This window comes from Rhodobacter sp. P1_C2, assembly GCF_056406375.1.
In genome coordinates this window covers 101535-113824 of the sequence record NZ_JBFUAG010000016.1, presented here as the reverse complement: position 1 = coordinate 113824, position 12290 = coordinate 101535, and the positions used below count along the sequence as shown (strand labels likewise).

The following is a 12290-nucleotide window of genomic DNA, read 5'->3' as shown; positions in this document are numbered from 1 at the left end:
CCCCCCCCCCCCCCCCCCAGACTTGGCCGCCGCAGGCGCCTACTTCCGCAAGGCCTCGACCACCGCCAAAGCCTCCGGCGCGCTCCAATCCGCCCCGCCGATCAGCCGCGCCACTTCCTGCCCCTCGGGGTTGACGATCACCGTCACTGGCAGCCCGAAGACCCCCATCTGATGCGCCAGCCCCTGCCCCGGGTCGCGCAGCACGGTCAGGCCGGTCACCCCGGCCCCGCTCAGAAACCGGGTGATCGCCGGCACCGGGTTCGGCCCCGAGGCCACCGCCACCACCGCCAGATCCGGCACCGCTTCCGCGAGCTTGCCCAGCGCCGGCATCTCTTCCCGGCAGGGCACGCACCAGGTCGCCCAGAGGTTCAGGACCAGCCATTTCCCCTTGTAGGGCGCAAGGCTCGCCGCGCCATCGGCCATGTCCAGCAGCGCCGCCTCGGGCAAAGCCTTGGGCTCTTCCAGGATCAGCTTGGCCATCGCCCCCTTGAGCATCGCCGGATCGACCGGCCCGGCCAGCGCCGGACCCCAGACCATGTTTGCGCAGGCCAGGAAGCCCGTATAAAGGAAAGCCCGAAAGATCCGCATCACACCTCGCCAAACCACCGTGCCAAAACACCGCGCCAAAGGGGGCCACCATGACCCAGACTGAAAAACCTGCCGCCAACACCATGTGGGGCGGGCGCTTCGCCTCGGGGCCCGATGCGATCATGACCGCGATCAACGCCTCGATCTCCTACGACCAGCGGCTCTACGCCCAGGACATCGCCGGTTCCCGCGCCCATGCCGCCATGCTGGCCGCCTGCGGCATCATCACCGATAGCGATGCCACGGCGATCCGGGAAGGCCTCCTCACGGTCTTGTCAGAGATCGAGGGTGGAAACTTCACCTTCCGCACCGATCTGGAGGACATCCATCTCAACATCGAATCCCGCCTGACCGAGATCGTGGGCGAGCCGGGCAAGCGCCTCCACACCGGGCGGAGCCGCAACGACCAGGTCGCCGTCGACTTCCGCCTTTGGACCCGCGACCAATGCGATGCGGCGATCCAGGGCCTGACCACCCTGATGCAGGCCTTCCTCGCCCAGGCCGAGGCCGGGGCCGATTGGGTCATGCCCGGCTTCACCCATCTGCAGGTCGCCCAACCCGTGACCTGGGGCCACCACATGCTGGCCTATGTCGAGATGCTGGGCCGCGACCGCAGCCGCTTTCAGGATGCGCGCAAGCGGATGAACGAAAGCCCGCTCGGCGCCGCAGCCCTGGCCGGCACCGGCTTCCCGATCGACCGCCACATGACGGCCAAGGCCCTCGGCTTCGACCGCCCCACCGCCAATTCACTCGACTCCGTCTCCGACCGCGACTTCGCGCTGGAGTTTCTCTCGGCCTCGGCCATCTGCGCCACGCACCTGTCGCGCTTCGCCGAGGAACTGGTGATCTGGTCCACCGCGCAATTCCGCTTCGTCAAACTGTCGGACAAATGGACCACCGGCTCCTCCATCATGCCGCAGAAGAAGAACCCCGACGCGGCCGAGCTTCTGCGCGCCAAGATCGGCCGGATTCTGGGCTCCACCGTCGCCCTCTTCACCATCATGAAGGGCCTGCCGCTGACCTATTCCAAGGACATGCAGGAAGACAAGGAACAGGTCTTCGACGCCGCCGACACACTGATGCTGTCGCTCGCCGCGATGACCGGCATGGTCAGCGACATGACCGCCCAGCGCGACGCGCTGAAAGCCGCCGCCGCGTCAGGCTTCTCCACCGCGACCGATCTGGCCGACTGGCTGGTGCGCGCCCTCGGCCTGCCCTTCCGCGAGGCGCATCACGTCACGGGCCGCCTCGTGGCGCTGGCCGAACAGAAGGGCTGCGACCTGCCCGACCTGTCGCTCGCCGAGATGCACTCCGCCCATGAGGGCATCACCCAGGAGGTCTATTCCGTCCTTGGCGTCGAGAACTCGATCCGCTCGCGCCAGTCCTACGGCGGAACCGCGCCCGACCAGGTCCGCGCCCAGATTGCCCGCTGGAAGGCCGCCCTCGCCTGAGCCAGAGTACCGCAAGACCACCGCACCGCCCGGTGGCATAAGCCGAATCAACACAACCCGAAGGTTTCCCATGTCCCGCCTCGCCCTCCTCTGCCTCCTCGCCCTCGCCGCCTGCGGGGCCGATGGCCTCCCCAAGCCCCCCGCCGCTGCCCCCGCCACCAACCCCACGGTCAGCGGCGAGGCCCGCGTCGGCGTCACCACCACCTTCTGACCATTCCCCGCAAGGCGCCCTCACCCCGCGCCTTGCGCTTTCATTTTGGCCCAAATATCCCCGCCGGAGGCCCCTGCCCCCGGCACCAATTGCACCCGGGGGATCATCTGCTATAGCTGCCGGGGTCAGGACATGAAGGGGCAGAAGATGGACCATTTCCTTTACCGCGACGGGCGGCTGATGGCCGAAGACGTGGCCATCGCCCAGATCGCCGAGGAGGTCGGCACCCCCTTCTACGTCTATTCCGCCGCCACCCTGACCCGGCATTACAAGCTCTTCTCCGAGGCGCTTTCCCCCCTGCCGCACCAGATCTGCTTTGCGATCAAATCCCTGTCGAACCTCGCCGTCCTCAAGCTCTTGGGTGACCTCGGCGCCGGCATGGATGTGGTCTCGGGCGGCGAATACCAGCGCGCCAAGGCGGCAGGCGTGCCCGGCGAGCGCATCGTGTTTTCCGGCGTCGGCAAGACCCGGGACGAGATGGCGCTCGCCCTCACCGGCGGCATCCGCCAGTTCAACGTCGAATCCGAGCCCGAACTCCTTGCCCTCTCCGCCGTCGCCACCAAACTGGGCCTGACCGCGCCGATCACCCTGCGCGTCAACCCCGATGTCGATGCCAAGACCCATGAGAAGATCGCCACCGGCAAGAAGGAAAACAAGTTCGGCATCCCGATCGCCAAGGCCCGCGCCGTCTATGCGCTGGCCGCCACCCTGCCGGGCCTGAAAGTCGTCGGCGTCGATGTCCATATCGGCAGCCAGCTCACCGACCTCGCGCCATTCGAGGCCGCCTTCCTGAAGGTCGCCGAACTGACCGAGGAGCTGCGCGCCGATGGTCATGTCATCTCCCGCCTCGACCTCGGCGGCGGGCTTGGCATCCCCTACGAGCGGTCCAACGAGGCGCCGCCCCTGCCCCTCGACTATGGCGCGATGATCAAGCGCACCCTCGGCCATCTGGGCTGCGAGATCGAGATCGAGCCGGGCCGCCTGATCTCCGGCAACTCCGGCCTCCTCGTCTCGGAAGTGATCTATGTGAAAGAGGGCGAGGATCGCACCTTCCTGATCGTCGATGCCGCGATGAACGATCTGGTGCGCCCCTCGATGTATGGCGCGCATCACGACATCATCCCGGTGATCGAACCGGAAGTGGCCGCAACCGCGCAGGCTTATGACATCGTAGGCCCGGTCTGCGAGACCGGCGATACCTTCGCCAAGGCCCGGCCCCTGCCCGCCCTCGCCGAGGGCGACCTGATCGCCTTCCGCTCTGCCGGGGCCTACGGCGCGGTGATGGCCTCGGAATATAACACAAGGCCGCTCATCCCCGAGGTTCTGGTCCGCGGTGATCACTTCGCCGTCATCCGGGCGCGGCCGAGCATTGACGAAATCCTCAAGCGGGATAGCATCCCGGAATGGCTGTGAGTTTCACGGTCAGGAACCGGCGGAGGCAATGAGCGAAGGCAAGCCCGAAGCGGCCCTGAAGCGGATCGAATTTCCGCTGCGCCTGACCCTCATGGGGCTCTGGGCCGAAAGGCTGGTGCGTGCGTTCTGGCCGCTGTGGACCCTTCTCATCGCGGGCCTCGGTCTTGCCGCGCTTGGCGTGCAGGACCATCTCCCGCTCGAAGCCGACTGGTTCGGCATCGTCTCCCTCATCCTCGCCTCGGTCTGGGCGCTGATCTGGGGCTGGCGCGCCTTCCGCCGCCCGACGCGGGACGAGGCCTTGGCCCGGCTCGACAGCCGGATGCCGGGACGGCCGATCGCCGCCCTGCGCGACAGTCTGGCGCTCGGCGCCGGGGACGAGGCGGCGCAGGCGATCTGGTCGGTCCACCGCGACCGGATGGCGGCGCGCGCCGCCGATGCCAAGGCGGTGGAGCCTGACCTGCGGCTGGCCAGCCGCGACCCCTATGCCTTCCGCTACATGGCGCTGACCCTTCTGGTGCTGGCGCTGCTCTTCGGCTCGCTCTGGAAAGTGGCCTCTGTCGCGGGCCTGCCGGCGCCGGTCGGTCCGGGCCAGGCCGCCGCAGGCCCGGCCTGGGAAGGCTGGGCCCAGCCCCCCGCCTATACCCACAAGCCCAGCCTCTACCTCGCCGACCAGAAGGACGAGGCGCTGATCCTGCCCGAGGGCACCCGCATCCAGCTGCGCTTCTATGGCGCGCCGGGCGCGCTGATCCTCGCCGAAACCGTGTCAGGCCGCACCGATGTGCCGCCCGCTTCCGAACCGGTGCAGGATTTCACCGTGCGGCAATCCGGGCGGCTGGCGATCTCCGGCACCGGCGGGCGCGAATGGCTGGTCACCGTCGTGAGCGACGCGCCCCCCGCCATCGCGGTCAAGGGCCCGATCGACCGCGACGCCGATGGCCGCTTCAAGCTTCCCTTCGAGGCGAGCGATGATTACGGCGTGGTCAAGGGCGCCGCCACCATCGCGCTGGACCTGCCCGCCGTCGACCGCCGCTATGGCCTTGCCGCCAAGCCCGAGGACCGCGCGCCGATCACCCTCGACCTGCCGCTGCCGATGAAGCGCGACCGCACCAAGGTGAATGCCGTGCTGGTCGATGACCTCTCCAAGGACGTGCTGTCGAACCTGCCCGTCACGATCACCCTTTCGGCCACCGATGCCGCGGGCCACACCGCTTCCGCCGAGCCGCTGCACGTCACCCTCCCCGGCCGCCGCTTCTTCGACCCCCTCGCCGCCGCCATCATCGAGATGCGCCGCGATCTTCTGTGGAGCCGCAGCAACGCCCCCCGCGTGGTCGAGGTCCTGAAAGCCATCACCTACAAGCCCGAGGGTTTCATCCTCGACCACAAGGTCTATCTGCGCCTGCGCGTCGCCATCAAGGAACTCGACCCGATCGCCGCCTCGCTCGACAAGGCCAAGCGGGATGAGCTGGCCGAGGAGCTGTGGAAGATCGCCCTCCAGGTCGAGGACGGCAGCCTCTCGGACGCCTTCGAGGCCATGAAACGCGCGCAGGACCGGCTGGACGAGGCGATCCGCAATGGCGCGAGCCCCGCCGAGATCGACCGCCTGATGAAGGAAATGCGCGAGGCGCTGGACAAATACATGGCCCAGCAGGCGCAAAAGGACGCGCAGAACCCCGACGAGCCGGGCAAGAAAGACCAGCCCAGCATGAAGCTGACCCAGGATCAGCTGCAGCAGATGCTCGACCGCCTGCAACAGCTGATGAAGGAGGGCCGCACCGCCGAGGCCCAGGCCCTGATGCAGCAGCTGCGCGATTTCATGAACAACATGAAGGTGACGCAAGGCCAGGGTCAGGGCGAAGGCCAGGGCGGGCCGGGCGGCAAGGCGATGAAGGACCTCGGCCAGACGCTGCGCGACCAGCAGAAGCTGTCCGACGACAGTTTCCACGACATGCAGAACGGCGGCCAGCCCAACCCCGACGGGCAGGACGGCCAGCAGGGCCAGGACGGCAAACCCGGCGCCGATGGCCAGGGCGGCCAAAGCCTCGCCGAACGCCAGCAGGCGCTGAAGGACCGCATCGAAGCCCTGCGCAAATCCGGCACCCTGCCCGGCGCCGGCGACCCCAAGGGCGAGGAGGGCCGCAAGCAGCTCGACCAGGCCGGCCGCGCCATGAAGGACGCCGAACAGGCGCTGCGCGACGGTGATTTGCCCGAGGCGCTCGACAAGCAGGCCGAGGCGCTGGATGCGCTGCGCCAGGGCATCAAGCAGCTGGGCGAGGCGCAGGCGCAAAGCGAGGCGAACCGCAACCCGAACGACGGCAAGGCCGCGCAGGAGCCCGGTCCCAAGGGCCAGCGCGATCCGCTTGGCCGCGACGGCAACGAGGGCACCCAGATGGGCGCCGAGGGCGGCATGCTGCAGAACAAGGATGTCTACCGCCGGGCGCAGGAGCTGCTGGACGAGATCCGCAAACGCGCCGGCGAACAGGGCCGCAGCGATCAGGAACGCGGCTATCTGCAGCGCCTGCTCGACCTGTTCTGAACCGGGCTGAACCCGCCATGACAAAGGGGCCGACCCGGCGCGGGCGGCCCCTTTGTTCTGAAACCCTTGGCCTGCGCCTCAGCCCTGCGAAGCGCCTTCCAGCCCGCGCAACTTGCCGATCAGGCCCTGGATCTGGCCATCGACCCAGACCCGCGCCGCATCGACACCGGCCACATAGGCCTCTGCCGCCCCGGCCAGCGCCGGCACCTTGGCCGCGATCAGCGGCGCAAAGACATAAAGCGCCAGCAGGACCACGCCGAACAGGACCAGCGTCAGGAAGCCCCTGCCGAACCCGCCCTTGCGCCCCGCCGCAGCCTCGGGATCGCCCAGGTCGCCATCTTCATAACCGCCACGCTCCGAAGTGGCGCGCAGGGTCGAGTTGATCTCCTCGATCGCCGGCAACAGATCGCGCCGCGACCGCGTGGCATCCACCGCAGGTTCGGCCACGGGTTCGGCTACCGCAGCCGGCGCCATCACAGGCGCCATCACGGGTGCCACATCGGCAGGCGCGGCGACCACAGGAGCGACAGGCGGCACCACGGGCGGCGGCACCGGGGTCGGGGCGGCAGCCACCGGCGCCGCGCGGCGCGCGGCGGCGGGGTCCAGCGACATCTCGGTCTGGGTTTCCAGCGCGGGCGGCGCTTCGGCACGGCGGGCGGCGGTCTCGCGGGCGGCCTCTTCGCGCAGCACCGCAAGGATGCTTTCGTTGATGTTGCGCGCCAAAGGCGGCTCGGCCTTGACCTCGGCCGAGGCGGGTTCGGGCGCGCCCATCGCGGCTGCAGGCTTGGCGGCGGGTTCGAGGACGGAGTCGAACTCCGGTTCGAACTCGGGCAAGCCCGACATCACCGGATTGGCCCCCGGCACGGGTGCGGCATTGGGGTCCGTGGCGAAGCGTGCGGCCATGTCGCCGTCCGGCATCTCTTCCGGCCCATATTCCAGCTGATATTTAGGGTCGTATTCCGCCGAGGGCCCTGCCTCTGGCGCCGTGGCGGTCAGGGCGGCGTCCAGCACCTCTTCCGGCTCGGGTTCGGGGGTCACGGCGGGCCTTGGCGTCACGGCAGGCTTGGCCGTCAGATCAGGCCGGGGGGTCGGATCGGGCTTGGGGGGCAGATCGGGCCGGGGCGTCACATCGGCCTTGGGCACCACGACACGTGCCGCCTGCGCGGCCTGGGCCGCTGCCACCTCGGGATGGACCTGAAACCACGCATGCCCGCAGTTCGAACATTGCACATCGCGCCCTGCCCGCGGAATGGCGGCATCATCCACCTCATATTCCGCATCGCAATTCGGGCAAATCAAACGCATCTGAACCTGTCCCGCCAGTTTTCCGGTTATTTTGTTCGTCGTTGTACCAAGTAAAGTGCGTTCGTCCAATGGTTTGTGTCCAAAGCCGGGACAGCGGCGCGCTTGTGTTGCGGTCAAAGTGCAGGCGAAGGCGGCTTTGGCCTCGGGTGGCGCGCAAATTTGCGGTCCGCCGCGCCGCCCCACCCGATTTCCCCGCCCCGCCCGCACGGGAGCCGTTGAAACCCGTGCCCCGTTCAGCGATGGTAAGGCTGCACTTTTCAGGAACGGACCCAGGGTTTGATCGCTTTCGAAAATGCCGCCTACAGCTACGGCGGCGGAGAGCTGCTGTCAGAGATCTCGTTGCGGCTGGCACCGGGGTCGTTTCATTTTCTGACCGGGCCTTCCGGCTCGGGCAAATCGACATTCATGAAGCTGTGTTATGCCGAGCTTCTGCCCACCGCGGGCCGGGTGACCCTGTTCGACCGCGAGGTGCGCGGCCTCAGCCGTGACGACGTGGCGCTGACCCGGCGGCGGATCGGCGTCGTGCACCAGGATTGCCAGTTTCTCGATCACCTGCCGCTCTCGGCCAATGTGGCGCTGCCCCTGGTCGTGGCCGGGCGCCCGACCCAGGCTGCCGATCTGTCGGACCTGTTGAACTGGGTGGGGCTTGGCCCGCTGGCGGCCTCGCTGCCACCCTCGCTCTCGGGGGGGGAGCGGCAAAGGGCCGCACTGGCCCGGGCGATCATCACCGGCCCGGATGTGATCCTGGCCGACGAGCCGACCGGCAACCTCGACTGGGAGATGTCGCTGCGCCTGCTGACCCTGCTGGTGGAGCTGAACCGGATGGGCAAGACGATCCTGGTGGCGACCCATGACCTCAACATCATCCGCCAGGCCAAAAGCCAGATCGCGGCGCGGGTCTTGCGGATCTCCAAACGGCGGATTCAGCTGGCGGGGGCGGATCTGTGAGCCTGTTTAGCCGCCCGACCCGTGCCCAGGATGACCGCGTGGTGCCGCCCTCCGGCGCCTCGGCGCGGCTGACCTCCTTCACCGCCGGGGCGATGGCCTTTCTCGCGGTCTTCGCCATGGCGCTGTCGCTGGCCTCGGACCGGCTGGCGACCCGCTGGGCCGATGCGCTGGACCGCACGGCGACGGTGCGCATCTCGGCCCCGGAAGATCAGCTGGCCCTGCAGACCAAGGCGGTGATCGACCTTCTGCAGACCACCCCCGGCATCGCCTCGGCCCGGGCCTTGACGGCGGAGGAGGCCAAGAAGCTGCTGGAGCCCTGGTTCGGCCCCGATCTTCCCCTGGAAGACCTGCCCCTGCCCCAGCTGATCGAGGTGAAGGAGACCGGCGCCGGCTACGACGCCGAGGGCCTGCGCCAGCGTCTGTCGGCCGAGGCGCCGGGCGCCGTGCTCGACGACCATCTGCGCTGGCGCCGGCCGATGGCCGAGGCGGCGAGCCGCTTGCGGCTCTTGGGCATGCTGGCCATCGGGCTGATCGGGGCGGCGATGGCCGCGATGATCACCCTGGCGGCCGGGGCGGCGCTGGCCGCCAATGCCCAGGTGATCAAGGTGCTGCGGCTGGTCGGCGCACGCGACAGCTACATCGCCCGCGCCTTCGTGCGCCGCTTCACCCTGCGCGCCACCTTCGGATCGCTGGCCGGCGTCCTGGCCGGCATGGCCGGGATCGCCCTTCTGCCGGCCCAGGATGCCGCCGGCGGCTTTCTGACCGGCCTCGGCTTCACCGGCTTCGGCTGGTTCCTGCCCCTGCTTCTGGTGCCGCTCGCCGCCGTGGTGGCCTTCGTCGCCACCCGCACCGCCGCCTTCCGCACCCTGCGCGGATTGACCTGAGAGGACCCCATGCCCACACCGATCCGCTGGATTCTGTCGCTGATCTTCATCCTCCAGATGTACCTGGCCATGGCCGTCGTCGCCCTGGCCTTCGCCATCCCCGCCCTGATCAGCCGCGAGGGCGCCTTCGCCGGGGTCCATGTCTTCTGCCACTGGGTCCGCTTCACCGCCCGCCTCCTCGTCGGCCTGCGCTCGGAATACCGGGGCGAGGTGCCGCAGGGCGAAACCCTCATCGTCGCCAAGCATCAAAGCTTCTTCGACATCATCCTCCTCTGCGCCTTCCTGCCGCGCCCGAAATTCATCATGAAGCGCGAGCTGATCTGGACGCCCATCCTCGGCCAATATGCCCTGCGCATCGGCTGCATCCCCCTTGACCGCGGCAAGCGCGGCGCGGCCATCGCCAAGCTGAAGGAGGATGCGCTGCGCGGCGCCGCCCACCCCGGCCAGCTGGTGATCTACCCGCAGGGCACCCGCGTCGCCCCCGGCGTCGATCTGCCCTACAAGGTCGGCGCGGGGCTGCTCTACGATCAGCTCGGCCAGACCTGCGTGCCGGTCGCCACCAACGTCGGGGTCTTCTGGCCCAAGCGCGGCATCCTGCGCCAGCCCGGCCTCGCGGTGATCGAGTTCCTGCCCGCCATCGCCCCCGGCCGCCCGGTCGGCGACTTCATGCGCACCATCACGGCCGAGATCGAGACCGCCTCCAACGCCCTGATGGCCGAAGCCGGGTTCCGCCCCTGATGGCCACCCGCCCCGAAACCATCGCCGATCTGACCGATGCCTTCGCCGGCCTGCCGAGCCTCGGCACCCGAAAGATGTTCGGCGAATATGCGCTGTACCTCGGGGCCAAGGTCGTGGCGCTGGTCTGCGATGACCTCCTCTATCTCAAGCCCACGCCCGGCGCGCTGGCCTTGATCCCCGACCCGCAGATGGCCCCGCCCTATCCCGGCGCCAAGGACCATATCTGCCTGGAAGGCGCGCTCGACGATCCCGATCTGGCCATGGCCGCCCTGCGTGCCGTGGCGGCGGACCTGCCCGAGCCAAAACCCAAGACGCCCAAACCAAAGACCCCCAAGCCAAAGGCCTGACATGGACTGGATCACCTCGCTTGACGACCTCCACAGCCTGTACGGCACACCCTCCAAACCCGCGCTGGCCAAGGTCACGGCGCATCTGACCCCCAGCTACCGCGCCTTCGTGGAGCGGAGCCGCTTCTGCGTTCTGACCTCGGTCGGCCCCGAGGGCACCGATGGCTCGCCCCGCGGCGATCAGGGCCCGGTGGTCCGCGTGCTCGACGCCCGCACCCTCGCCCTGCCCGACTGGAAGGGCAACGAGCGGATCGACAGCTTGCGCAACATCCTGCGCGATGGCCGCGTCAGCCTGATGTTCCTGATCCCCGGTTCGACCACCGCGATCCGCATCAACGGCCGCGCAAGGCTGACCGCCGATGCCAGCCTCTGCCAAAGCTTTGAACGCGATGGCAAGAACCCCCGCTCGGTCATCGTGATCGCGGTGGAGGAGGTCTATTCGCAATGCGCCCGCGCCCTGCAACGTTCGGCCTTCTGGACCGAGGGCGACCAGAGCCAGGGCCTGCCTTCGGTCGGAACCATGCTGCAGGAGGCCTCCGAGAATGCGATCGACGGCGCCGAATACGACCGCGAGCGTGCGACCCGCGCCCATCTCGGCTGGTGGTAAACCGGTTTAAGGACCGGCGCTAAGCCTCTGCCGCGCCGCGCTTTCTGGCGCGGTAGCTTGCCACCTTGTCGCGGTTGCCGCAGACCGCCATCGAACACCAGCGCCGCCGGTTGTTCTTGCCATGGTCGTGAAAGACCATGGTGCAGGCAGGGTTGGCGCAATGTTTCAGCCTTGCGGGTTCATAGCTTTCGGCAAAGCGGGCGAAGTCCAGCGCCACCTGCCCCGCCACCGGAGCGGTCGGCGCCGCCACCCGCTGCACGAGGGTCAGGCCCGCGTCGCCCTCCTCCAAAGCCAGCGTGACCTGCACCTGCGCCAGAAGGGCATTGACCGCCCGGCGCAGGCTTTCGGGCACGGCAAGCCCCGCCGCCATCGCCTCGAAGGCCAGGCGCAGCGCCTCGCGCAGCGCCAGAACCCCCGGCGCGGCCTCGCGGCCCGCGGGCAGGTCCAGCCCGGCAAGACCGGCCCAATGCGCCACCGCCCCCGGCCCGGCCAGCAGATCCTGTGCGTGGCCGTCGATGACCGGCGTGGTGTTCAACAGGTCGATCCACAGGCTGCCGCCCAGAAACGGCACGCCCTCGCGAAAGTCTTGCTGGTCCGAGGCGCTCATCCTGTTCTCCACCGGTTTTGGTCAGGGGTTTGTAACCGATAAAAATGGTATTGACCAGTGCCGGCGCAATATGTAACCAATGTTTTGCCGTTACATCGGTTTCACTCAGCCCCAGAAAGGTCTCGCCATGTCCGTCTCGCGCCTGCCCCGCCTTGCTGCCCTCGCGGCCAGCCTCGCCCTCTCCTTCGCCCTGCCCGCCGTTGCCGAGGTCATGCACCACGGCGCCTCGATCAGCCTGCCCGCCGACAAGATCGGCTTCGGCGGCACCGGCATCAAAACCGAAGCGGGCGAGCTTTTCGCCGGCCCCGCCTTCGGCGATCTGACCAAGGGGATGCATGGCACCTTCATCAAGATGCCGGCGGGCTTCGTCAGCCCCGTCCACACCCATACCGAGGATTACCTTGCCGTCGTGATCCATGGCGTGGGCGAAAACGGCCCGGCCGGTGCGCCGGACGTGCCGCTGCCGGTCGGCTCCTACTGGTTCCAGCGCGGCGAGGAGCCCCATGTGACCAAGTGCCTGTCGAAGGAAGACTGCCTGTTCTTCCTCTACCAGCCCGGCAAGTTCGACTATATTCCGGTGCAGTAAAAGCCCCCGCGCCAAAGCAAAGCGGCGCCCCGCATGACCGGGGCGCCGCTTTTGCCTGAGGCGGAAAGAAAG

13 protein-coding genes are annotated in these 12290 nt (G+C 68.5%); 10 read left to right on the top strand and 3 right to left on the bottom strand.

From position 1 onward, the window contains the following. Positions 1-39 precede the first annotated feature (39 nt). A complete protein-coding gene (locus AC1DZT_RS22260) occupies positions 40-588 on the bottom strand; it encodes a TlpA family protein disulfide reductase (protein ID WP_478008845.1) in 549 nt (182 codons plus the stop codon). A gap of 50 nt (positions 589-638) precedes the next feature. On the opposite strand from AC1DZT_RS22260, the gene argH reads away from it, so the two are divergent. The 4 genes from argH to AC1DZT_RS22240 all read left to right on the top strand — a co-directional run bounded on the left by argH (position 639) and on the right by AC1DZT_RS22240 (position 6196). Beyond that, positions 639-2039 carry an argininosuccinate lyase gene (argH, locus tag AC1DZT_RS22255; RefSeq protein ID WP_478008844.1) on the top strand — a complete coding sequence of 467 codons (1401 nt, stop codon included), beginning with the start codon at positions 639-641 and terminating at the stop codon, positions 2037-2039. 70 nt (positions 2040-2109) lie between these two features. Continuing rightward, positions 2110-2250, top strand: a complete 141-nt coding sequence (locus tag AC1DZT_RS22250) for a hypothetical protein (RefSeq protein ID WP_478008843.1) — start codon at positions 2110-2112, stop codon at positions 2248-2250. Between the two features lie 147 nt (positions 2251-2397). After that, positions 2398-3663, top strand: a complete 1266-nt coding sequence (gene lysA / locus AC1DZT_RS22245; RefSeq protein ID WP_478008842.1) for a diaminopimelate decarboxylase — start codon at positions 2398-2400, stop codon at positions 3661-3663. Between the two features lie 28 nt (positions 3664-3691). Beyond that, the gene (locus tag AC1DZT_RS22240) at positions 3692-6196 is read left to right on the top strand and encodes a TIGR02302 family protein (RefSeq protein WP_478008841.1); all 2505 of its coding nucleotides are present in this window, start codon (positions 3692-3694) and stop codon (positions 6194-6196) included. Positions 6197-6274: 78 nt separating this feature from the next. On the opposite strand, the gene AC1DZT_RS22235 is transcribed toward AC1DZT_RS22240, so the two are convergent. After that, complete coding sequence (locus AC1DZT_RS22235) at positions 6275-7501, bottom strand: zinc-ribbon domain-containing protein (RefSeq protein WP_478008840.1); 1227 nt, start codon at positions 7499-7501, stop codon at positions 6275-6277. A gap of 276 nt (positions 7502-7777) precedes the next feature. Between AC1DZT_RS22235 and AC1DZT_RS22230 the strand changes: the two genes are divergently transcribed. From AC1DZT_RS22230 to AC1DZT_RS22210, 5 genes are read left to right on the top strand one after another with little or no spacing between them, the layout of a single operon-like run. After that, the gene (locus AC1DZT_RS22230) at positions 7778-8449 is read left to right on the top strand and encodes a cell division ATP-binding protein FtsE (protein ID WP_477999660.1); all 672 of its coding nucleotides are present in this window, start codon (positions 7778-7780) and stop codon (positions 8447-8449) included. Continuing rightward, positions 8446-9333 carry a cell division protein FtsX gene (locus AC1DZT_RS22225; RefSeq protein WP_478008839.1) on the top strand — a complete coding sequence of 296 codons (888 nt, stop codon included), beginning with the start codon at positions 8446-8448 and terminating at the stop codon, positions 9331-9333. Before AC1DZT_RS22230 ends, AC1DZT_RS22225 begins: the two co-directional genes overlap by 4 nt. 9 nt (positions 9334-9342) lie before the next feature. Then, positions 9343-10071: a lysophospholipid acyltransferase family protein gene (locus AC1DZT_RS22220; protein WP_478008838.1), complete on the top strand. Its 729-nt coding sequence runs from the start codon at positions 9343-9345 to the stop codon at positions 10069-10071. Next, positions 10071-10418: a TfoX/Sxy family protein gene (locus AC1DZT_RS22215; protein WP_478008837.1), complete on the top strand. Its 348-nt coding sequence runs from the start codon at positions 10071-10073 to the stop codon at positions 10416-10418. Before AC1DZT_RS22220 ends, AC1DZT_RS22215 begins: the two co-directional genes overlap by 1 nt. 1 nt (position 10419) lies before the next feature. Next, positions 10420-11025, top strand: a complete 606-nt coding sequence (locus tag AC1DZT_RS22210) for an MSMEG_1061 family FMN-dependent PPOX-type flavoprotein (RefSeq protein ID WP_478008836.1) — start codon at positions 10420-10422, stop codon at positions 11023-11025. Between the two features lie 19 nt (positions 11026-11044). Here AC1DZT_RS22210 and AC1DZT_RS22205 read toward each other — a convergent pair whose 3' ends face one another. Then, positions 11045-11632 (bottom strand): CGNR zinc finger domain-containing protein, encoded by a 588-nt coding sequence (locus tag AC1DZT_RS22205; RefSeq protein ID WP_478008835.1) that lies wholly within the window; start codon positions 11630-11632, stop codon positions 11045-11047. A gap of 127 nt (positions 11633-11759) precedes the next feature. On the opposite strand from AC1DZT_RS22205, the gene AC1DZT_RS22200 reads away from it, so the two are divergent. Next, positions 11760-12218, top strand: a complete 459-nt coding sequence (locus AC1DZT_RS22200; RefSeq protein ID WP_478008834.1) for a DUF4437 domain-containing protein — start codon at positions 11760-11762, stop codon at positions 12216-12218. Positions 12219-12290 lie beyond the last annotated feature (72 nt).

What these genes read in the sequence shown, in the direction of transcription:
- AC1DZT_RS22235 (WP_478008840.1), bottom strand. Translation starts at nt 7,501, where the DNA reads ATGCGTTTGATTTGCCCGAATTGCGATGCGGAATATGAGGTGGATGAT.
- AC1DZT_RS22200 (WP_478008834.1), top strand. Translation starts at nt 11,760, where the DNA reads ATGTCCGTCTCGCGCCTGCCCCGCCTTGCTGCCCTCGCGGCCAGCCTC.
- AC1DZT_RS22250 (WP_478008843.1), top strand. Translation starts at nt 2,110, where the DNA reads ATGTCCCGCCTCGCCCTCCTCTGCCTCCTCGCCCTCGCCGCCTGCGGG.
- AC1DZT_RS22220 (WP_478008838.1), top strand. Translation starts at nt 9,343, where the DNA reads ATGCCCACACCGATCCGCTGGATTCTGTCGCTGATCTTCATCCTCCAG.
- AC1DZT_RS22240 (WP_478008841.1), top strand. Translation starts at nt 3,692, where the DNA reads ATGAGCGAAGGCAAGCCCGAAGCGGCCCTGAAGCGGATCGAATTTCCG.
- lysA (WP_478008842.1), top strand. Translation starts at nt 2,398, where the DNA reads ATGGACCATTTCCTTTACCGCGACGGGCGGCTGATGGCCGAAGACGTG.
- AC1DZT_RS22215 (WP_478008837.1), top strand. Translation starts at nt 10,071, where the DNA reads ATGGCCACCCGCCCCGAAACCATCGCCGATCTGACCGATGCCTTCGCC.
- AC1DZT_RS22205 (WP_478008835.1), bottom strand. Translation starts at nt 11,632, where the DNA reads ATGAGCGCCTCGGACCAGCAAGACTTTCGCGAGGGCGTGCCGTTTCTG.
- AC1DZT_RS22260 (WP_478008845.1), bottom strand. Translation starts at nt 588, where the DNA reads ATGCGGATCTTTCGGGCTTTCCTTTATACGGGCTTCCTGGCCTGCGCA.
- AC1DZT_RS22210 (WP_478008836.1), top strand. Translation starts at nt 10,420, where the DNA reads ATGGACTGGATCACCTCGCTTGACGACCTCCACAGCCTGTACGGCACA.
- argH (WP_478008844.1), top strand. Translation starts at nt 639, where the DNA reads ATGACCCAGACTGAAAAACCTGCCGCCAACACCATGTGGGGCGGGCGC.